Annotated in this window: 16 protein-coding genes and 1 pseudogene; 8 read left to right on the top strand and 9 right to left on the bottom strand. The window is 72.2% G+C overall.

Going from position 1 to position 20,507, the window contains the following annotated elements; translation table 11 throughout:
- Nucleotides 1–526: 526 nt before the first annotated feature.
- Entirely contained in the window at nucleotides 527–1,360 is an 834-nt protein-coding gene (locus tag ACIPFH_RS37170; RefSeq protein WP_401833395.1) for a PIG-L family deacetylase, read from the top strand.
- Between the two features lie 451 nt (nucleotides 1,361–1,811).
- Here the strand turns inward: ACIPFH_RS37170 and ACIPFH_RS37165 are convergent.
- Together ACIPFH_RS37165 and ACIPFH_RS37160 are read right to left on the bottom strand one after the other, a co-directional pair.
- A pseudogene (locus ACIPFH_RS37165) lies at nucleotides 1,812–1,994 on the bottom strand (short-chain dehydrogenase/reductase); the annotation flags it as partial.
- A gap of 405 nt (nucleotides 1,995–2,399) precedes the next feature.
- On the bottom strand, nucleotides 2,400–3,116 hold the full coding sequence (locus tag ACIPFH_RS37160; RefSeq protein ID WP_401833396.1) for a hypothetical protein: 717 nt from the start codon (nucleotides 3,114–3,116) through the stop codon (nucleotides 2,400–2,402).
- A gap of 500 nt (nucleotides 3,117–3,616) precedes the next feature.
- Here ACIPFH_RS37160 and ACIPFH_RS37155 point away from each other — a divergent pair, with 500 nt between their 5' ends.
- The gene (locus ACIPFH_RS37155; protein ID WP_401833397.1) at nucleotides 3,617–5,017 is read left to right on the top strand and encodes an MFS transporter; all 1,401 of its coding nucleotides are present in this window, start codon (nucleotides 3,617–3,619) and stop codon (nucleotides 5,015–5,017) included.
- Nucleotides 5,018–5,229: 212 nt separating this feature from the next.
- Here the strand turns inward: ACIPFH_RS37155 and ACIPFH_RS37150 are convergent, their stop codons facing one another.
- The 4 genes from ACIPFH_RS37150 to lnt all read right to left on the bottom strand — a co-directional run bounded on the left by ACIPFH_RS37150 (nucleotide 5,230) and on the right by lnt (nucleotide 10,209).
- The gene (locus tag ACIPFH_RS37150; RefSeq protein WP_401833398.1) at nucleotides 5,230–7,158 is read right to left on the bottom strand and encodes a helix-turn-helix domain-containing protein; all 1,929 of its coding nucleotides are present in this window, start codon (nucleotides 7,156–7,158) and stop codon (nucleotides 5,230–5,232) included.
- A 76-nt stretch (nucleotides 7,159–7,234) separates the two neighbouring features.
- Entirely contained in the window at nucleotides 7,235–8,038 is an 804-nt protein-coding gene (locus ACIPFH_RS37145) for a 3-hydroxybutyrate dehydrogenase (RefSeq protein ID WP_401833401.1), read from the bottom strand.
- A 54-nt stretch (nucleotides 8,039–8,092) separates the two neighbouring features.
- Nucleotides 8,093–8,572: an NUDIX hydrolase gene (locus ACIPFH_RS37140; RefSeq protein WP_401833404.1), complete on the bottom strand. Its 480-nt coding sequence runs from the start codon at nucleotides 8,570–8,572 to the stop codon at nucleotides 8,093–8,095.
- Between the two features lie 26 nt (nucleotides 8,573–8,598).
- The gene (gene lnt, locus ACIPFH_RS37135) at nucleotides 8,599–10,209 is read right to left on the bottom strand and encodes an apolipoprotein N-acyltransferase (RefSeq protein ID WP_401833406.1); all 1,611 of its coding nucleotides are present in this window, start codon (nucleotides 10,207–10,209) and stop codon (nucleotides 8,599–8,601) included.
- A gap of 218 nt (nucleotides 10,210–10,427) precedes the next feature.
- Here lnt and ACIPFH_RS37130 point away from each other — a divergent pair, with 218 nt between their 5' ends.
- Nucleotides 10,428–11,504 carry an O-antigen ligase family protein gene (locus ACIPFH_RS37130; protein WP_401833409.1) on the top strand — a complete coding sequence of 359 codons (1,077 nt, stop codon included), beginning with the start codon at nucleotides 10,428–10,430 and terminating at the stop codon, nucleotides 11,502–11,504.
- Nucleotides 11,505–11,529: 25 nt separating this feature from the next.
- On the opposite strand, the gene ACIPFH_RS37125 is transcribed toward ACIPFH_RS37130, so the two are convergent.
- Both ACIPFH_RS37125 and ACIPFH_RS37120 read right to left on the bottom strand, forming a co-directional pair.
- Nucleotides 11,530–12,105: a hypothetical protein gene (locus tag ACIPFH_RS37125; RefSeq protein WP_401833411.1), complete on the bottom strand. Its 576-nt coding sequence runs from the start codon at nucleotides 12,103–12,105 to the stop codon at nucleotides 11,530–11,532.
- Between the two features lie 107 nt (nucleotides 12,106–12,212).
- Nucleotides 12,213–12,998 (bottom strand): glutamate racemase, encoded by a 786-nt coding sequence (locus ACIPFH_RS37120; RefSeq protein ID WP_401833413.1) that lies wholly within the window; start codon nucleotides 12,996–12,998, stop codon nucleotides 12,213–12,215.
- A gap of 69 nt (nucleotides 12,999–13,067) precedes the next feature.
- Between ACIPFH_RS37120 and ACIPFH_RS37115 the strand changes: the two genes are divergently transcribed.
- Nucleotides 13,068–14,231, top strand: coding sequence for a glycosyltransferase (locus ACIPFH_RS37115; RefSeq protein ID WP_401833602.1), 1,164 nt, complete (start codon nucleotides 13,068–13,070; stop codon nucleotides 14,229–14,231).
- 49 nt (nucleotides 14,232–14,280) lie between these two features.
- Here ACIPFH_RS37115 and ACIPFH_RS37110 read toward each other — a convergent pair whose 3' ends face one another.
- On the bottom strand, nucleotides 14,281–15,597 hold the full coding sequence (locus tag ACIPFH_RS37110; protein ID WP_401833415.1) for a TerD family protein: 1,317 nt from the start codon (nucleotides 15,595–15,597) through the stop codon (nucleotides 14,281–14,283).
- A 280-nt stretch (nucleotides 15,598–15,877) separates the two neighbouring features.
- Between ACIPFH_RS37110 and ACIPFH_RS37105 the strand changes: the two genes are divergently transcribed.
- The 4 genes from ACIPFH_RS37105 to ACIPFH_RS37090 all read left to right on the top strand — a co-directional run bounded on the left by ACIPFH_RS37105 (nucleotide 15,878) and on the right by ACIPFH_RS37090 (nucleotide 20,504).
- Nucleotides 15,878–16,303, top strand: a complete 426-nt coding sequence (locus ACIPFH_RS37105) for a DUF6643 family protein (RefSeq protein ID WP_401833417.1) — start codon at nucleotides 15,878–15,880, stop codon at nucleotides 16,301–16,303.
- A gap of 39 nt (nucleotides 16,304–16,342) precedes the next feature.
- Nucleotides 16,343–17,167: an MOSC domain-containing protein gene (locus tag ACIPFH_RS37100; RefSeq protein WP_401833420.1), complete on the top strand. Its 825-nt coding sequence runs from the start codon at nucleotides 16,343–16,345 to the stop codon at nucleotides 17,165–17,167.
- Nucleotides 17,168–17,350: 183 nt separating this feature from the next.
- Nucleotides 17,351–17,956 carry a hypothetical protein gene (locus tag ACIPFH_RS37095; protein ID WP_401833423.1) on the top strand — a complete coding sequence of 202 codons (606 nt, stop codon included), beginning with the start codon at nucleotides 17,351–17,353 and terminating at the stop codon, nucleotides 17,954–17,956.
- Nucleotides 17,957–18,062: 106 nt separating this feature from the next.
- The gene (locus ACIPFH_RS37090) at nucleotides 18,063–20,504 is read left to right on the top strand and encodes a right-handed parallel beta-helix repeat-containing protein (RefSeq protein WP_401833425.1); all 2,442 of its coding nucleotides are present in this window, start codon (nucleotides 18,063–18,065) and stop codon (nucleotides 20,502–20,504) included.
- Nucleotides 20,505–20,507: the final 3 nt, after the last annotated feature.

Below are 20,507 nucleotides of genomic sequence, written 5' to 3'. Positions count from 1 at the left end.
CGACCCTCGGAACGTCCGCTCTCGGCCCACATGGCCGCCGACGGAACCGGAGGTGCGGACGCGGCACCCTGCCGGGACTCCGACTGGTGAAACCGGTCGGTTTCAGCTCCATGGTAAACCGACCGGTTTTCAATTTCCAAGCCGAGGCGCCGCCCCATGTCCCAGCAGCACAGGAGGCCGCCCGCCCACACCGTCCCTTTCGTCGGGTCGCCTCGAGCCGCGACTGGAGCGGCTCGCTTCAGGTCGCGCAAGCCCTCCGGGACCGTCGCGCCGAACACGGCCATCAGGGCCTCCCCGCCCAACCGAAGGCGGTCCGCCCGGGCTTGCCCTTCCAGAAGCGGTCTATCCGGCCGGGGCTCGTGCTGAAATGATCACTTCGGAAATGATCAGTTGAAGGTCAGCAGCGGGTGAACCCGGGCCGGTCGGATCCTGGGGACGCCGGACGGACTCGGCGGGCTGCGGGCGGTCACGTTCCGCTGTGCCGCAGACTGGCACCGACCGCTTGACCGAACAGGGGATGGATTTCATGGCTGACCGGCCTTTGACGCTGATGGCAGTGCACGCCCACCCGGACGACGAGGCCACGGGAACCGGGGGTGTCCTGGGGCGTTATGCGGCGGAGGGCATCCGCACGGTACTTGTCACATGCACCGACGGTGGCTGCGGTGACGGTCCGGGGGGCGCCAAGCCGGGCGACCCCGGGCATGATCCGGCCGCCGTTGCCGTGCTGCGTCGAAGCGAGCTCGAAGCGAGCTGCGACGTCCTGGGGGTCGGTCATCTTGAGCTGCTCGGGTACGCCGACTCCGGGATGATGGGCTGGCCGGCCAACACCGCGCCCGGATCGTTCTGGAGTACGCCCGTGGAGGAGGCAGCCGCTCGGCTGGCCGAACTGATGCTGCGCTACCAGCCGGATGTCGTCGTGACCTACGACGAGAACGGGTTCTACGGCCACCCCGATCACATCCAGGCGAACCGGATCACGATGGCAGCGCTGTCGCTGACCGGGATGGCGTCGAAGGTGTACTGGACGACGGCTCCGCGCTCGATGATGAAGGAGTTCGGGCAGATCATGCGCGAGTTCGGCGGGGACTGGGAGGAGCCGGATCCGTCCGAGGCCGAAGAGGGGCCCGAAATCGGCCTGCCCGACGAGGAGATCACCACGTGGGTGGACACCACCGACTTCGCCGGCCAGAAGTTCGACGCGCTGGCCGCGCATGCCAGCCAGGGTGAGAACATCTTCTTCCTGCGGATGGGCAAGGAGAGGTTCACGCAGCTCATGGGCGTGGAGACGTTCGTGCGGGTCCACGACACCACCGGTGCGCCCCTGCCCGAGAACGACCTCTTCGCCGGCCTGCGCTGAGCTCCGGCCGGCGGCCGTCCCGCGGACACACGGAGAACCGCGGGCAGCACACGCTGGGCCCCGAAGGAGCGTGATCTCCTTGATGTGTGACTCGTCGCCGGGCCGCAGCAGTTGCGCCTCCTCGAACGGCCGGTAGCCCACCCGCGCCGGGCAGAACAGCGTGTACGCGTCGCCCTCGCCGGTCCGAGTGTGGCGGCGGATGTCCTCGACCGCCGTGAACGCCGAGGTCAGGAAGGAGCGCAGCCGGTCAGGTCCCTCGAGCCGGAACCGCTCGGTGAGCGGCGAGCCGAGCACGACGTCGCGGCCCAGGCACGCGGCCGCGGCGTCGACGTCACCGCGATCCGCGGCGGACGCGGCGGCGCGCCGGCTCGCGACGGTGGCGGAGTGCGGGTCTCGGACATGGGCCTCTCCCGGTCCCGACGGCGTGATGGGGGTTCGCGGGTGGCGGGTGTCAGCCGGCCAGCTTGTTCGTCTTGCGGATGTGCCTGTCGAAGGCCCAGGCAGGAACAAAGGGGAGCAGGCGCGCTCGTCCGGCCATGGGGCCGGCGGTGTAGCGCAGTTTCGGCTTCGCGTCGGTCGCTGCCGTGACGATCGCCTTGGCGACAACGGCGGGGGCGTCGCCGTCCTGTGGTGCCGATGTCCACCCCCGCGACCGCTCCCCCACCCCCCGCCAGCCTCAAGCGCACCGTCGCCGCCAGCCTCATCGGCACCACCATCGAGTGGCACGACACTCATTCGATCGGGGCTAGGACCTGCAGAGTTGCCTTCTTGGCACCCTGCAACTCAGCACCGACCCAGCACCGGAACCCAACCGGGCCGGTCAAGGGCGGCAGACGAGAGTTCGGCCCGACAGCGGAGCTGCCCCAGAGGCCAGTAGGTCTGACAGATCGTAGTCAACTTCTCGCACCCCAGCGCCATCGCGCGTCGCTCCGTCATCGTCATCGCATGTGCGCCTTCGCCTCATCGACGGGCCGTTCATCACGGCTCTCACACATGCCGTCTTGCCGGCCCACGCGATAGCGCCGATACCTTTGCTGCGTCACGCGTGGTACAGCACCCGCACAACCATCGTGTCGGCAGGAAGACCGTCCAGGTAGCCGTTGAACATGCGCTCGTGATCGGGGCCGCCGCCCTCCACCCACCGCCCGTCGAGGGTGAGCAGGGCGGGGGTGGGCAACACGGCGGCCACGTGGCGGGAGACGTACGTCTCGAGATCCTCGTCGAAGTGGTAGGCGGGGTCGGAGCCGAACCGCTCCTCCAGGGCGGGGTCGGACTCGATAGCCCGGATGAGGGGCTGCTCCCGGAAGGCGGTCACGGCCTCCTCCCTGGCGTGTTCGGGGTCCAGGGTCCTGGCCCGCTCGGCGAAGTGGTGGAAGGGAAGCGCCGGCGGGTAGCGATCGGAGAAGGTCTGGTAGGCCGTCCAGGTGTCGCCGGCCCGGCGGGCCTCGGCGGCGCGGGGCGTGTCGAGGTCGAGGATGCTGCGCGGGCCGCCGTGGCAGCGGGAGGGCGGCAGGTCCTCCGGGGGTTCGGTCCAGTCGTCGTAGCGCACGAGCCGGGGGTCCTCCTCGTGGCCGGGCAACACGTCGAAGAGACAGCCCGCCCCCGAGACGAACCAGTAGCTCCACTCCCCCACCCAGTCCGGATGGGGACGGTCCTCACGGTCGTACCGGAAGGGGTCCATGGCCTGCCCGATCGCCTGCTTCAACCCTTCGGGGCCTACGGGCGGCAGACAGACGGTGATGCGCTGTTTGCCCATGGTGTTCGCTCCTGTGGTGCAGTCCGTGCTCGGTGCGGGTGGTGTGGTGCGCGGCCCACCTTGGCAGGCCGCGCCGGTCAGGCGGTGGGCGGAGGCCCGCAGGAGACGACGACGTCGTCGCAGCCGCGTCCCAAGGTCTTCCAGCCCTCCCGGATGAACGTCAGGTCGCCGAGAACGCCGGCGCCTGCTGGGTAGCCACGCCACTCGCTGTAGGTGCGCAGGGCGGACTTGCTGAACTCGTCGTCGCTCCTGCCCCAGGCGGCGCCCGAGTAGTCGTAGCGCGTCGACTTCCGGGCGGAGACGCCGGTCTACACATCCCGGACGGCACTCGTTTCGACGACCGTCGAGACCCCGAACCGCGTGTCCGTGAGCCGGCATGGTGGCCACACGCATAGCCGACCCTCGAACTGTGTTGCCCCACCACATGTGCCCCTGACCTGCGGATTCCTACGGTATGGCGACACGAACCCGTCCCCGCCAACCGCTTGGAAGTGGTGCCGATGTCCACCCCCGCGACCGCTCCCCCACCCCCCGCCAGCCTCAAGCGCATCGTCGCCGCCAGCCTCATCGGCACCACCATCGAGTGGTACGACTTCTTCCTCTACGGCTCCGCCGCCGCCCTCGTCTTCAACAAGCTGTTCTTTCCGGGCTCCGACCCGCTCGTCGGCACGCTCCTGTCGTTCCTGACCTACGCCGTCGGTTTCGCCGCGCGGCCGCTCGGCGCGCTGGTCTTCGGGCACTTCGGGGACCGGCTCGGGCGCAAGAAGCTGCTGGTGCTCAGTCTGCTGCTGATGGGCGGGGCGACCTTCGCGATCGGGCTGCTGCCGACGCACGCGACCGTCGGGAGCGCCGCGCCCGTGCTGCTGACCGTGCTGCGGCTGGTCCAGGGCTTCGCGCTCGGCGGTGAGTGGGGCGGAGCCGTTCTGCTGGTGTCCGAGCACGGGGACGCGCGGCGGCGCGGTTTCTGGGCCTCGTGGCCGCAGACGGGCGCGCCCGCAGGGCAGTTGCTCGCGACCGGCGTGCTGTCCCTGCTGACCGCCGTGCTCTCCGACGCCGCCTTCGCCTCCTGGGGCTGGCGGATCCCCTTCCTTCTCTCCGGCGTGCTGGTGGTCGTCGGTTTGTGGATTCGTCTGTCTGTCGATGAATCCCCTGTCTTCCGGCAGGCGTTGGAGAAGGCCGAGGCCCGCAAGGCGGTGCGTTCGGCGGAGGCGGAGCCACTGCCTCTGGTGTCGGTGCTGCGGCACCACTGGCGTGACGTACTGGTCGCGATGGGCGCGCGTATGGCGGAGAACATCTCCTACTACGTCATCACCGCGTTCATCCTCGTGTACGCGACCACCTCGGCAGGTGTCTCCAAACAGACGGCGCTCAACGCCGTACTCATCGCCTCCGCCGTGCACTTCGCGGTGATTCCCGCCTGGGGTGCGCTGTCCGACCGGATCGGGCGGCGCCCCGTGTATCTTCTGGGCGCCGTCGGGATCGGGCTCTGGATGTTCCCCTTCTTCTCACTGGTCGACACCGGCGCGTTCGGCAGCCTCGTCCTCGCCGTGACGGTGGGCCTGGTTCTGCACGGGGCGATGTACGCGCCCCAGGCCGCCTTCTTCTCCGAGATGTTCGCGACCCGTATGCGCTACTCCGGCGCTTCCATCGGCGCCCAGTTCGCCTCGGTGGCGGCAGGCGCGCCGGCGCCGCTGATCGCCACCGCACTGCTGGCCGACTACGACAGCTCCACGCCGATCGCCCTGTACGTGATCGCCGCGGCCCTGGTGACGGTCGTCGCCGTGGGAGTCGCCAAGGAGACCCGTCACCGCGACCTGGCCGACAGCGATCCGGCCGGCGGCGGGCCCGCCGCCGGCCCGGAACACACGCAGGCTCCCGCGACGGACGCGCGCGCCGTCTGAATCCCGGTCCCGTATCCCCGCCCACCCCCGCGCAGCCGCCTCCGTACGCCGCCCGCGCGTACGGAGGCCGACGCGTTCGGAGAGCCGTAGGTTCGGAGGTCCGTACGTCAGGGTGCGGTGCGGTGCGGGTCGACGGCGGTGCGGGTCGACGGCGGTGCGGGTCGACGGCGGTGCGGGGTCGAGGGTGGCGCAGGGATCAGCGCGGTCCAGGTTCAGTGTGGCGCAGACGTCGACAACCTGTGCAGTCGCAGGGCGAGTTGAATCTCCAGTACGCGGGCGGGGCTCTGCCAGTCGTCGCCGAGGAGACGGCCGACGCGTTCGAGCCGCTGGGCCACCGTGTTGACGTGAACGTGGAGTTCGTCCTTGGTTCGGGCCGGGCTCATGCCGGCGGCGAAGTACGCGTCGAGGGTGCGCAGCAGGTCGGTACCGCGCCGCTCGTCGTAGGCCACGACCGGGCCTATGGTGCGGTCCACGAAGCCCGCCACGTCCCGGTCGCCCGCGAGGAGCAGCCCCAGGAAGCCGAAGTCCTCGGCGGCCGCCCCGTCGCCGGAACGGCCCAGCAGCCGCAGTGCGTCGAGGCAGCGGCGGCCCTCCGCGTACGCGGCGACCACCGTGTCCGGGTCGGCGGCGAGGCCGCGCACCGGCGCGGACGCGCCGACGGTGACCGCTTCGTGGACGGCGGTGCCGAGGTGCAGCGCGGTACGGCGGGCAAGCTCCGTCGCGGTGTCGCCGTGTTCGAGGGGCAGCAGCAGGACGGTGCCGCCGTCGCGGGTGGCTGCCAGGCCGTGCCGGGTGGCGGCGAGGTGCGAGGCGGCGGACCACAGGCGTCGGCGTGCGGCCGCCTCCTGGTCCGCGTCGGGTGCGGCGGCGTCGAGGCGGGCCGCGAGCACGACGTGGGTCGCGTCGAGGTCGGCGTGCAGCCGGGCGGCGCGCTCGCGCAGCAGGCGCGGGTCACGGTCGCGGGCCTCGAGCAGGTCGTCGAGGAGCTCGCCGCGAACGCGTTGTTCGGCCTCGGCGGCGGAGCGTCTGGCCAGGAGCAGCAGGGAGGTGACCATCGCGGCCCGCTCCAGGGTGCGCTGGTCGACCGGGTCGAGGTCCCGGTGGCCGCGCAGCACCAGAGCGCCGAGCAGTTCTCCGCCCGCTGCCACCGCCGCGATCCAGTCGTCCTGATGGCGTACGGCGTGGCCTTCCGCGCGGGATGCCTCCAACGCGTCGGGCGGTGCGCTTTCCAGGAACTCCACGGTGCCGTCGAGTACTTGGGACACGGCGGCGGCCACGTCGTGGACCCCGCCACCGCGCAGGACCAGTTCGGCCAGCCGGTCGTGGACGTCGGAGGCGCGCTCGATGACCGCGCTGCGGTCCCGGATGATCTCGTTGGCGTGCTCCAGGCCGGCCAGGGCCGAGCGCGTCTCGGTGAGCAGGTTGGCCGTGTCGATGGCGGCCGCGGCGAGCGCGGCGAAGGACGCGAGCAGGGCGATCTGTTCCCGTTCGAAGACCCGGGCGCGCCGGTCGGCGGCGAACAACACCCCGATGACATGGGGCCCCAGTGTGAGTGGAACGCCGAGAATCGCCACCAGTCCCTCGTCACGTACGCCCGCGTCGATGGTCGTCGTGTGCCGGAAGCGGTCGTCGCGGAAGTAGTCGTCGGTGACGTAAGGGCGGGCCGTCTGGGCGACCAGGCCGCCGAGTCCCTCGCCCATGCCGAGGCGCAACTGCTGGAAGCGGGCGGCGACCGAGCCCTCGGTGACCCTCATGTACGTGTCGCCCCTGGCCGGGTCGTGCAGGCTGAGGTAGGCGATGTCGGTGCCGAGCAGCGAGCGGGCCCGTTGCACGATCGCCTGGAGAACGGCGTCCACGTCGCGTGGGCCCGCGAGGTCGTGGGCCGTCTCGAAGAGCGCCGACAGCTCGGCCTCCCGTCGGCGTCGGCCCTCGAGTTCCGAGCGCACCCGCAGTGCGAGCAGCTTGGCGTGTTCGAGTGCCGCGATCCGCTCGCCGTCCCCTCCCTCGGCGCGCGCGAGCAGCACGGGCCGGTCGTACGCCTCGGCGGCCGCACCCCGGGCGAGCAGCTCGAGGAACGGCGCGTCGGCGTCGTGGACGGGGCCGAGGGCTGCCGTGGCGCCCTTCACGTGATCGCGGGACATGCTCTCAGGATTCCTCATCGCCGGGCCGCCCCGTCAGCCCTGTGGACAACTCCGTCGGCGGGGGCCGACAGGGGGTTCAGTGTGCGGTCCAGCCGCCGTCGAGGACCAGCGAGGCGCCCGTCACGAAGGACGCCTGCGGGCCGCACAGGTACGCCACGGCCTCGGCGACCTCCTCCGGTTCGATGAGCCGTTTGACGGCGCTGTCCCGCAGGAGCACGTCGACCAGCACGCGTTCTTCGGGGACGCCGTGTGTCCGTGCCTGGTCGGCGAGCTGCCGCTGCACGAGCGGGGTGCGCACATAGGCGGGATTGACACAGTTGGAGGTCACCCCGTGGGGCGCGCCTTCGAGGGCGGCGGTCTTGGAGAGGCCCTCGAGACCGTGTTTGGCGGCGACGTACGCCGACTTGTAGGCGGAGGCGCGCAGTCCGTGCACGGAGGACACGTTGACGATGCGGCCCCAGCCCTGCCCGTACATGTGGGGCAGGGCGCCGCGGATGAGCCGGAAAGGCGCCTCCAGCATCACGGTGAGCACCGTGTGGAAGACGTCCGGCGGGAAGTCCTCCAGGGGCGACACCCGCTGCAGTCCCGCGTTGTTGACCAGGACGTCGGTCCCGGCGGCGGCGAGTTCGGCGGCGTCCAGGTCGGTGAGGTCCAGGGCGTACGGTTCGACCGCGCCGGGCAGGCCGGCCGCACTCGCGGCGAGCGTCTCCAGTCCTGCCGCGTCCCGGTCGACGGCGCGGACCGTGGCCCCGGCAGCCGCGAGCCGCAGCGCACAGGCACGTCCTATGCCGCCTGCCGCACCGGTGACGAGAGCGGTGCGACCGCCGAGGTCGAGGAGTGGGGCGGCGGGACCGGGGGCGGCGACCTGGGGCGAAGTCATGGGCCGACCCTAGGCAGAGTGAGCTCCTCGCCCTATGTGGTCACCGCCCATACTTCATTCGGAAGGCGTGGTCTCGAACCACGTGGGTTCGTCGGAGAGCGCCTGCTTGATGGGGAACAGCTGCGAGTCGCGCATCGGCGGCAGGGCGTCCAGCGCGAACCAGTCCACCTCGACCGACTCGTCGTCGTTGATCCGTGCCTCGCCGCCCACGGCCCGGCAGCGGAAGGTGATGTCCATGAACTGGCATCGGTCGCCGTTCGGGTACTCCACCTCCCGGCCGGCCCGGACCATGACGATGCGTTCGGGCACGCAGTGCACGCCTGTCTCCTCGTGCACCTCCCGGACCGCACAGTCCGCGGGCTGCTCGCCCGGGTCCGGGATGCCCGAGATCAGGCACCACTGATGATTGTCCGCACGCCGGCCGAGCAGCACCCGCTCCTCGTCGTCGAAGACGACAGCGCTGACGCCGGGCAGCCAGAGCAGTTGGTGGCCCGCGGAGGCCCGGATGTCGGTGATGAAGTCAGGAGTCGCCATGCGGCGACCCTATCCGGGCCGCCTGTTCAGCCGGTCGCGCCGCGTCGGGAGCGCAGCCCGGCGCCGATCGCCCATCCCAGGCCGCCCACGGCGACGAGCACCAGGGCGATCTCGGGCAGGATGCCCAGCTTCGTCGCAGGCGTCTCCGAGGAGCGCAGCGGCACCTTCTGCACCAGGGAGTCCGCCACGAACATGCCGGTCTTCTGGGTGATCCTGCCGTCCGGCATGATGATCGCGCTGACGCCGCTGGTCACGGGCACCGTGACGGTGCGGCTGTGCTCGACGGCGCGGACGCGCGACATGGCCAGCTGCTGGTAGGTCATCTCGCTGCGGTCGAAGGTGGCGTTGTTGCTGGGCACCGAGATCAGCTGGGCGCCGTGGGTGACGGTGTCGCGCACGGCCCAGTCGAAGGCGGCCTCGTAGCAGGTGGCGAGGCCGACCTCGGTGCCGTCCATGTCGAAGACGCCCGGCTTGGAACCCCGGCTGAAGTCCTGGCGGACCATGGAGGTCCAGTTCTCGTTGATGGCGCCGATGAGCGAGCGCAGCGGGAGGTACTCGCCGAACGGCTGGACCTGCCGCTTGTCGTACGTCTGGGTGGGTCCCTTGACCGGGTCCCAAAGGATCTGCTCGTTGTAGAGCTTGCCGTCCCGCTCGACGACTCCGCCGACCGAGATGGGCGCCTTGATCGCCTTGGCCGCGTTGTCGATGACGACGGCTGCGTCGGCGTAGGCGAAGGGGTCGATGTCGGAGGAGTTCTCGGGCCACAGCACGAAGTCGGGCTGGGGGACCTTGCCCGCCTTCACCTCGGCGGCCAGGCGCTCCGTCTCGCGCGCGTGGTAGTCGAGCACGGCGCGGCGCTGGGCGTTGAACTCCAGGCCCAGACGGGGGACGTTGCCCTGGATGACGGCTACCGTCGCGGTGCCGTCCTCCGCCTTGTCGCTGACCAGCGGACGGGCGGCGACGGCCGCGACGACCGGGACGGCCACGCCGAGCAGCGCAAGAGCGGCCGCCGACCGCCGCACCTCGCCCGTGCGCCGCCGCTCCAGGACGAGGCGCACGACCTCGTACAGGCCGAAACCGCACAGGACGACCGCGAAGCCGAGTACGGGGGTGCCGCCCACCGCGGCCAGGGGCAGGAAGACGCCGTCCGCCTGGCCGAAGGCGATCTTGCCCCAGGGGAAGCCGCGGAAGGGCACACGCGCGCGTGCCGCCTCGCCGGCGATCCAGAGCGCCCCCGCCCACAGCGGCCAGGCCGGCAGCTTCGACACGGTGGCGATGCCGACGCCGACCAGCGCGACGAAGACCGCCTCGATGGCCACCAGGGCGAGCCAGGGCCCGGGGCCGACCTCGACGCCGGTCCACACGAGGAGCGGCAGCAGGAAACCCAGCCCGAAGAGGTAGCCGAGGCCGAGGGCCGCCTTCCAGCTGCGCCCGCGCAGCACCCAGCCCAGGACGGCGAAGGCCGGCAGCGCCAGCCACGACAGGGTGCGCGGCGGGAAACTGACGTAGAGCAGCACTCCGGAGAGCGCCGCTGCGGCGGCCGGGACGAGGCGCAGGAGCCGGGCGCCGCGCGGAGCCCGCGCGGCCTGGGGCTCCAGCTGGTCCGGCTGGCCCACGGAAGTAGCGGTGACGGTCACTCCGGGAGTGTACGGCGAGTGACCTTTTGGCCGACAGCACAGTCCGCGGGGCGGCCCGCGATTGCCATACAAGCCGACGCAACTCATCCACAAACCGCACACCAGCCGTTACGGTGTGGCAGAGCTCCGGTCGCGCGGGTGACCGGGGTCCGTCACGGCTCAGGGCCGTCACGGTCGGGGGGCGACCGGTTCGGGGGGACGGGGTGGGTTCCACGGGGATGTCGTCCGCGGCCGACGCGGACGGAGAGAGAAGAAACGTTTCCGACGCGGCGGGCGTGGCCGTGCTCGGGGCCTGCGCGATCTGGTCCCTGGTCACCGCCGCCGTGCACGACGGACGGCCCGAGGGTGTGCTGCTCGCGGTGCTGGCGCTGGCCGCCGGCTACGCGGCGGGGCGGATCCTCGGCGTGTTGCTGCCGGTCGCCGCGCCCTGCGCCGGGGCGCTGGCCGGGCTCGCTCTGTCGGTGACCCGGCCCCGGCTCACCTCGGGCCCCGACGTCGTCGCGCCGCTGGGCCATGCCGGTGCCACCGCCGCGGTGCTGACCCTGTCGGCCGGTGCCGCGTGTTGCGCCGCATGGGCGACGCCGGTGCCCGCGCTGCGGTTCGGGCTGCGGCTGCTCGCCGGAGGCAGCGCGGTCACCGGGGCTGTGCTGGGCTCGACCACTGCTGTGGTGGCGTGCTGCGCGGTGCTGCTGTGCTCCCTGGCCGCGGGCGGGATGCGCCACCGGGGCCCGGGTCTCGCGGGCCTGGCGGTGGTTGCCGCCCTGGTGACCGGCCTGACCTGGGCGGTCGCTGCGGACGCGCTGTCCGGCGGCCTCGTCGGCCCGCTGACGGACCGGTTGACGCCGCACCGGGTCGACCTGTGGCGCGAGGCGCTGGGCATGGCCCACCGGGAGGCCGGTCTCGGCGTGGGCCCCGGGCGCTTCGGAGAGCTGAGCAGTACGGCGGCCCGGGCCACGCTGTCCGACGGCAAGCCGCACTCGGCGCCGCTGCAACTGGCGGCGGAGCAGGGTGTCGTCGGTGTGCTGTTGCTCGCCGCGGTCTTCTGCTGGGTGCTGTTCGCGCTGTGGCGTGCGCCGCGGCCCACTCCGGTCGTCCTCACCGCGGGTGCCGCGCTGACGGCTCTGGCCGCCGTGGCCGCGATCGGCAACGCGCTGAGCTTCACGACGGTGTCGGTCGGCGCCGGTCTGCTGGCCGGGCTGGCCACGGCCCGGCCCCTCGCCGAGGAACCGGCGGCGCCCGGAGTTCGGTCGGAACCCGACCGGGACCTGCAGCACGGCGACCGCCCGGCCGCCTGACCTCGGCGCGTACCCGGTGCGGGCGTCAGGGCCGGGTGTCCGGGGCGCCCGCCCGCAGCCGGTCCCTGATGACGCGGACCGCCGACTCGGCGTCGTCCACGGTGATCGTGAACGTGTGACCGTCCCAGAGCCGCAGCACCACGCCCTCCCCGCGGCGGACCACGACGGCCGTGCCCTTGTCGGGCCGCCAGCGATAGCCCCAGCCGCCCCAGTGGCGCGGAGTGACCAGCGGTTCGAAGTCCGCGCCCGCCACATGGGCCAGCGGGATGCGACGGCGTGGCAGCCCGATGTGGCCGCAGCGCACTTCGAGAGACTCCCGGTCGAGCTTCAGATCGACGTGCACGAAGGCGAGGGTGCCGAAGAGAACGAGCAACCCGGCGGCGATACAGCCGACGACGGACATGGCGAGCGGGGCGACTCCGGACGTCCACGCGGATTCGACGGCGAGCTCGATGCCGAGCGCCAGACAGGCGGCGCCCACGAGTGCCAGCAGCCACTGGAACCGGTTGGTGGCGCGCCCGGTCCAGACGTCGGGATGCGGAGCGTCGCGATGCGGGACGTCGGGAAGCGGGATGCTCTCGTCGTGGGGATGGTCCCTCATGTTCATGAGGTTACTCAGGTTTCGCTGGGCCGGTAGTCCGTTGCACAGGGTGACTGCTCCGCCCGGGCGGCGAGCGGCCCGGGGTGCGGCGGGGCGAGCCCGGCGCCTTACCGGGCGGGGCTGACGGCTTCGAGCAGCCGGCCTTCCGCGTAGGCCAGGGCGGGTGCCGGGAGACCGCCCGGACGGCCGCTGAGGAGAATCGTCACGGTGCCGAGGGTCGCCGCCTCGGGTGCGGGGCGCGCACCGATGCGGCGCAGGGCCTGCGCGGCCACGGCACCGGCCGAGCCGTGCAGGACGAGCGGCGGGCGGCCGGGGCGCTGCACGGCGGCCCGGATACGGTCGGCGACCAGTTCGTAATGGGTGCAGCCCAGGACGACGGTCGTCACTTCCTCGGGGGTGAGGGCGGCGGCGGCGGTGACCGCGGCGTCGATCGCCGCCTGGTCCGCGTGCTCCACGGCCTCCGCCAGTCCCCAGCAGGGCACCTCGGCGACCGTGACGTCGCCGGCGAAATCCTCGATGAGGTTGCGCTGGTAGGGGCTGCCGGTGGTGGCGGGCGTGGCCCAGATCGCGACGGGGCCGCCGCCGGCCGCGGCCGGCTTGATCGCCGGGACGGTGCCGATCACCGGGATGCCGGGTTCGAGGAGGGAGCGCAGCGCGGGCAGGGCGTGCACGGTCGCCGTGTTGCAGCCGACGATGAGGGCCTCGGGCCGGTGCGCGGCGGCGGCCGCGGCGACCGCGACTGCGCGCTCGGTGAGGTCCTGCGGGGTGCGCGGTCCCCAGGGCATGCCGTCGGGGTCGAGGGAGAGCACGAGATCGGCGTCGGGTCGCAGTCGCCGTACCGCGGCGGTGGCCGCCAGCAGGCCGATTCCGGAGTCCATGAGCGCGATCTTCACCCGGCCACCATAGACGATGTGCTCTTGCGGCCCGGCGGCGTGGGGCAGACTGCGCGCGTGAGCGCCATCGTGTGGATCGCCGCCGTGTCTCTGGCCGCCTGGCTGTGGTTGCTGCTCTGTCAGGGCTTCTTCTGGCGCACGGACGTCAGACTGCCGGCCCGGGAGGATCCGCGTGAGTGGCCGCCCGTCTGCGTCGTCGTCCCCGCGCGCGACGAGGCGGCGGTGCTGCCCGCGAGCCTGCCCTCCCTGCTCGCGCAGGACTACCCGGGGCGGGCGGAGATCTTCCTCGTCGACGACGGCAGCTCCGACGGCACGGGAGAGCTGGCGCGCGCGCTCGCCCGGCAGCACGGCGGGCTCCCGCTGACCGTGGACTCGCCGGGCGAACCTCCGGCGGGCTGGACGGGGAAGCTGTGGGCGGTGCGCCACGGCATCGGCCTGGCACGCGCGCGTGAGCCCGAGTACCTCCTCCTGACGGACGCCGACATCGCGCACGGTCCCGGAAGTCTGCGGGAGCTGGTGGCGGCGGCGCGCACCGGAGGGTTCGACGTCGTCTCCCAGATGGCGCGGCTGCGGGTGGAGAGCCCGTGGGAGCGGCTGGTGGTGCCCGCCTTCGTCTACTTCTTCGCGCAGCTCTATCCCTTCCGGCGGATCGGCCGACGCGGGGCGCGGACGGCTGCCGCGGCGGGCGGCTGCGTCCTGCTGCGCGCCGAAACGGCGGAGCGGGCGCGGATCCCGGACGCCATCCGGCACGCCGTCATCGACGACGTGGCACTCGCGCGGGCCGTGCAGGGCGCGGGCGGTCACATCTGGCTGGGGCTGGCCGACGGCGTGGACAGCGTGCGCCCGTACCCGAGGCTGCACGACCTGTGGCGGATGGTCTCGCGCAGCGCCTACGCGCAGCTGCGGCACAGTCCGCTCCTGCTGACGGGCACGGTGCTGGGCCTCGCCCTCGTGTACCTGGTGCCGCCGCTCGCGCTGTTCGGCGGGCTCGCCGTCGGCAGTAAGGCGACGGCGGCGTCCGGCGGTCTGGCGTGGCTCGTGATGGCGGGGACGTACGTCCCGATGCTGCGCTACTACCGTCAGCCGCTGTGGCCGGCTCCCCTGCTGCCGTTCACCGCGTTCCTCTACCTGCTGATGACGGTCGACTCCGCGGTCCAGCACTACAGGGGACGCGGTGCGGCCTGGAAGGGCCGCACCTACGCCCGTCCGGACGCCGTCGCCGACGAGGGCTGAGCCCCTGCACGGGGGCCTCCACCCAGGGAGGCCCCCGGCCGTGGGGTCGCTATTTGCGGCCCGGTGTCCAGTTCATGCCCCATCCGTAGGCGTAGTCGACGGTACGCTGCGGGCTCACCCCGCGCTCGGGCACCAGGTAGCGGGCCTCGCGCTGGACGACGAGGTCGCCCCCGTTGTTGGTGATCAGCGCGAGCGCCGCCACGGTCGAGGGGACCGTGCACTCGTCGAGGGAGAAGTCGATCGGCGCTCCGAACTGGGGTTGCAGCGTGACCGTGGCGTGCAGGTCGGCGAAGGAACGGGCGCCCTCGTAGATGGTCACGAAGACGAGGATGCGCCGGAAGTCGTTCTTGTGGTCGAGGTTGACGGTCAGGTTCTCCCCGCTCGTCGAGGCGCCGGTACGGTCGTCGCCGTCGAGATGGATGTACGGCGGTTGGTGCAGGGCGCCGAAGGCGTTGCCGAGGGCCTGGACCACGCCCTTGCGGCCGTCGGCGAGCTCGAACAGGGCGCACAGGTCGAGGTCGAGGTCGTTGTGCATGGCGACCGCCCGACCGCGCTTGCTGCCCCACCCGGAGAACTGCTTGCGCACCTCCCAGTTGAGGTTCACGCGCAGGGCGCCCGAGGTGCCGCCCTGCTTGCTCAGGGACACCGACGGAGCGGCCTTGGTGAGCGTCACCTTGGTCAGCCGGACCGGCGCGACGGGCGGTGCGGGCGGCGGAGGCGGCGGAGCCTGGTGGACGGGCGGGGGCACCGTGGCCGGAAAGGCGGGGACGGTCGGCGGCGGGGGCGGCGGAGCCTGCGGGGTCGACGGAGCCTGGGCGGCCGCTCGCTGCGGCTCGTCCACGGCGATGCCGAAGTCGGTGGCCAGCCCTTCGAGACCGCTGCCGTAGCCCTGGCCGACGGCCCGGAACTTCCAGGCGCCCTGGCGGCGGTAGAACTCCCCCAGCACGAAGGCCGTCTCCACCGTCGCGCCGGCACTGTCGAAGCGCGCCACGACGGTTCCCTGCGCCGCGTCCCGTACCTCGATGTACAGGCCCGGCACCTGGCCGAACGAACCACCGTCGGCCGAGGCCGCCACAACGATGGTCTCGATCGCGGGCTCCACGCGCGCGAGGTCGACGAGAAGGCTGTCGGTCACCCGGCCTCCCGCGTCGCGCTTGCCCTCGTGGCGGACGGCTCCGGAGGAGTGGGCCGGCTGGTTGTAGAAGACGAAGTCGGCGTCGGAACGGACCTTTCCGCCCACCAGCAGCAGTGCGGACGCGTCCGTGTCCGGAACACCCGGTCCCGAGCGCCAGCCCAGTTCGACCCGCAGTGCCGTGGTCGGCACCGGAGCATTGGACCCCTTCGACATTGACATGTACGCCCCCATCGCGTGTCAGTGCACCGGGCCGCACGCCTCGGCACCCTCGGCTTGTCTGTCCGGCCAACCTATTGCGCACGACGGTGAACGCCCATCGAGAGCGCAGGATCAGCCCTGCCCAACCCCCGGTAACCCGCTCGGAACTCGGCCTTTACACGATCTGACGGGCGCTCGCCGTCCCTTTTTCCCAAATTCGCTCGCATTAGGGGTCCGAAGCCACCGCCGACACGGAAATCAACCCTCTTATCGGTCTCCCCAACCAGCACATCGTGGGCTTAACTTATGTGCCATGACCTCCCCCCGCTCCACCTATGGCGGCGGCTACTACGCCTCCTTCCCGGACACTCCGATCTACGACTCGCTCGTGGCCGAGCGGGGCACCCCGCAGATCGCCCCGATCCGGGTCCCCGCCGCGTACGACATGGGCAACAGCAACCTGCCCGCGTTGCCGTCGGCGCTGCCCGCCCTCCCGGCGGGCCCCTCGCAGGGGTACTACGGCTACCCGCAGGCGCAGCAGCCCGCACCGCTGCAGCAGGCCCCGGCGGCGTACATCCCGCCGCAGCCCGCCGCGCCGCGCGGCTACCCCGGACCCCAGGCGCAGCAGCAGCGTCCGGCGGGTCCCGGCACGGGCTACGACGCGATGCGCCCGGCCGCTCCCCGGCCCGCCGCGCCGCAGTACCAGGACCCGTACAACCAGCAGTACCGCGGCTACTGACCCGACGGGGTCGTCGGTGCCACCTGGCAGGATGACCCCATGGGGCATGCGGAGCTGCTGTCGATTCACGTCCATCCGGTCAAGGCGTTCCGGGGCCAGACGCCCCGGGAGGCCGTCGTGGAGCCCTGGGGGCTGGCCGGTGACCGGCGCTGGGCGCTGATCGACGACGGGGGAAAGGTCGTCACCCAACGGCAGCGGCCGCGTCTCGCGCTGGCCGCCGCCGAGCTCCTGCCCGGCGGCGGCGTACGTCTGTCCGCGCCCGGTCTCGAGCCGCTGACCGTGCCGGTGCCCGAGCCGGAGGGCACGGTGTCGCTGGAGATCTTCCGCGACAAGGTGGAGGGGGTCCTCGCCGACGACACCGGGCATGCCTGGTGCACCGCCCACGTCGGCGCCGACGTGCGGCTGGTCCACATGGACGATCCCGCGACGCGTCGCCCCGTCGACCCCCGGTACGCGCGGCCCGGCGAGACCGTCGCCTTCGCCGACGGATATCCGCTGCTGGCGACCACGACGGCTTCGCTGCACGCCCTCAACTCGCTGATCGCCCAGGGCGAGCACGCCGGGGAGGGACCGCTGCCGATGAACCGTTTCCGGCCGAACCTGGTCCTGGCGGGCACCGACCCGTGGGCCGAGGACGGCTGGTCGCGCCTCGCCGTCGGCGAAATCGAGTTCCGGGTCGCCAAACCGTGCGGCCGGTGCGTCGTGACCACCACCGACCAGGGCACCGCGGCGCGTGGCAAGGAACCCCTGTACACCCTGGGCCGGCATCGGCGCCTCGGCGGCAAGCTCGTCTTCGGACAGAACCTGGTGCCTCTCGGTCGCGGCACGGTCAGAGTCGGCGATCCGGTGCGTGTGCTCGCATAGTTCCGGCCTCGGTCGGGGACCGGGCGATCCGCGGGAACCCCTGTGCGGCTCCTGATCGTTGGGCTTGCGTGAGAAGTTCATGAGAGGGCCCGGGCCCTGGTGATTTCGCTCTCTCTTTCCCCGGACCCGCGCGTGAACGACTCCGACGGGGGTTATCACGGAGCGGGGAAGGGGGTGCGGGCGGTGCGATCGATCGGCGGAATCTGGCGCTGGCGACACAACCCGCTGCGTCGTACGACGGATCTGGTCGAGGCATGGGTGGCCTTGTCGGCCCTGCTGCTGATCCTCTTCGTCGCGCCTGTGGTGGGCTCCGTCGTCGGCGCCGTCGCACAGGACGTCCTGCAGCAGTCGGTCCACGAGCAGCGGCAGTCCCGCCACGAGGTCACGGCCACCGTGGTGCGGAAGGTGGACGGCGCGCCACTGGAGGTGGACCCCGAGACGGCCGCCGGCCGGGAGGCCCGCACCCGGGTCCTCGCGGACTGGACGGCGCCGGACGGCACGGCACAGCACGGCACGGTCCTGGCGGGCCTCAAGGCCCCGCACAGCGGCGACCACTTCGGGATATGGACGGACGGGCACGGCCGCCTGGTGGCCCGGCCGCTCGACTCCGCCACGGCGACGACGCACGCCGTGCTCGCCGGCTTCGGCGCGGCCCTGCTCACCGCGGGCACGTTCGAGGGCGGCCGGCGGTTGATCGTCTGGCGCATGGTCCGGCGCCGGTACGCCCGTTGGGACCAGGCCTGGGACCGGGCGGGCCCGGACTGGGGGCGCACCGGTACCGGCAGCTGACGGCCCGCCGTTTCTGGTCAACCACCACCCGCGCGCACGCTACGGTGGACCGGCCGAAGCATTCGGCATCAACGCGCGTACCACGAGGTGGGGGCACATCAACGCCATGGCACAGGGCACGGTCCAGGTGACGCACACCGGCACATCGAGGTGGCGGCGCCGCACGGGTGAGTACGCGTCGCTCGCCGCCGCCCTCGAGGCCGCGGCCGAGGGTGACGTCCTCACCATCGCTCCCGGGACCTACCGGGAGAACCTGGTCGTCGAGCGGTCGGTGACGCTGCGCGGTCCCGAGGGTTCCCCGGGTTCCGTGCGCCTGGCGCCCCTGGACGGGGTGCCGTTGACCGTGCGCGCGTCGGCCGTGGTGCAGGACCTGCACGTCGAGGGCCAGGACGCGGCGGCGCCCGCGGTGCTCGTCGAGGAGGGCACGCCGGAGCTGCTGGACGTGCGGATCGTCACGCGGTCCGCGGCGGGCATCGAGGTGCGTGGCAGCGCCCGTCCGACGGTCCGGCGCTGCACCGTCGACAATCCGGCGGGCATCGGTATCGCCGTGGTCGACGGCGGCGGTGGCGTCTTCGAGGAGTGCGAAGTCGTCGCGGCAGGTCAGGCCGGCGTCTCGGTGCGCGGGGGTGGCCACCCCCGGCTGGAGCGCTGCCGGGTGCACCACACGTCGGGCGCGGGTCTGAGCGCGACCGGCGACGGCTCTTCCCTGGAAGCGGTGGGCTGCGAGGTCTACGAGATCAAGGGCGGCGGCGTCCAGATCACCGCCCGGGCCACCGCGCACCTCACCGACTGCGATGTGCACCGCACGACCGCCGACGGCGTCACCCTCGACACGGACGCCGTACTCACCCTGGCCGACTGCCGTATCCACGACATCCCGGAGAACGCGGTCGACCTGCGCTCCCGCTCGGTCCTGACGCTGACTCGCACGACGGTGCGTCAGTTCGGCCGCAACGGGCTGTCGGTGTGGGACCCGGGTACGCGCGTGGACGCCAACCAGTGCGAGATCTTCGACAGCACCGGCGACTACCCGGCCGTCTGGGTCAGCGACGGCGCGACCGCGGTCCTCGACTCGTGCCGGGTGCACGACGTGCCGGACGCCCTGTTCGTCCTCGACCGGGGCTCCCGCGCCGACGTCGTGGACAGCGACCTGTCCCAGGTGCGCAACACGGCCGTGTCGGTCAGCGACGGGGCGACCGCCCAGCTCGACGACTGCCGGATCCGGGACGCCGCGACCGGCGCGTGGTTCCGCGACCACGGCAGCGGCGGCACCCTCAACAACTGCACCGTGGACAGCACGCAGACCGGCGTGATCGTCACCAAGGGCGCCGACCCCACGATCGAGCGCTGCACCGTCGACTCCCCCGCCGAGGCCGGGTTCTATGTGTCGGCCGGCGGCCGCGGCAGTTTCCTGAACTGCCGGGTGACGAACAGCGGCGGCTACGGCTTCCACGTGATAGACGGCAGTCGTACGACGCTGCGGAAGTGCCGTACGGAGCGCTGCGCGCGCGGCGGTTACGAGTTCGCCGACGCCGGGGCGGACGCGGGTCCGGGATCCGCTCCCGTGGTCGAGGACTGCACCAGCGACGAGAGCGCGGGCGTGCGGACACCGGGGGCCGCGCCGGAGACGGCCGTTCAGGCGACCCTCCAGTCACCCGGTCGGCTGGGCCTGGTCCCCGAGCAGCGGGTCATCGCGCCGGAGCCGCAGCAGGCCGCCGGTGAGCCGGAGTCGTCGGTGCGGACGTCGAAGGACGTGCTCGGCGAGCTGGACACGCTGGTGGGTCTGGAGAGCGTCAAGCGCGAGGTGCGGGCCCTCATCGACATGATCGAGGTGGGTCGGCGCCGCCAGCAGGCGGGGCTCAAGGCGGCGTCGGTCAAGCGCCATCTGGTCTTCACGGGCTCCCCCGGCACCGGTAAGACGACGGTCGCCCGCCTCTACGGCGAGATCCTCGCCGCTCTGGACGTCCTGGAGAAGGGGCATCTCGTCGAGGTGTCCCGCGTCGACCTGGTCGGTGAGCACATCGGTTCGACGGCGATCCGCACCCAGGAGGCCTTCCAACGGGCTCACGGCGGGGTGCTGTTCATCGACGAGGCGTACGCGCTGTCGCCGGAGGACGCGGGCCGGGACTTCGGCAAGGAGGCCATCGACACTCTGGTGAAGCTCATGGAGGACCACCGGGACTCGGTGGTCGTGATCGTCGCGGGCTACACCGCGGAGATGGAGCGGTTCCTCTCGGTCAACCCCGGTGTGGCCTCCCGTTTCTCACGGACCATCACCTTCGGCGACTACGGCCCCGACGAACTGCTGCGGATCGTGGAGCAGCAGGCCGAGGAGCATGAGTACCGGCTCGGCCCGGGCACCGCGGAGGCCCTGCTGAAGTACTTCACGGAGCTCCCCAAGGGGCCCGCCTTCGGCAACGGGCGTACCGCGCGCCAGACGTTCGAGGCGATGGTGGAGCGGCACGCGAGCCGGGTCGCCCAGGTGGCGGAGCCGAGCACCGACGACCTGACGTTGGTGTACGCGGAGGACCTGCCCGAGCTGCCCTGATCG

This window comes from Streptomyces sp. NPDC088157, from assembly GCF_044741545.1.
Lineage (GTDB): Bacteria > Actinomycetota > Actinomycetes > Streptomycetales > Streptomycetaceae > Streptomyces.
This window is presented reverse-complemented; position numbering and strand designations above follow the sequence as displayed.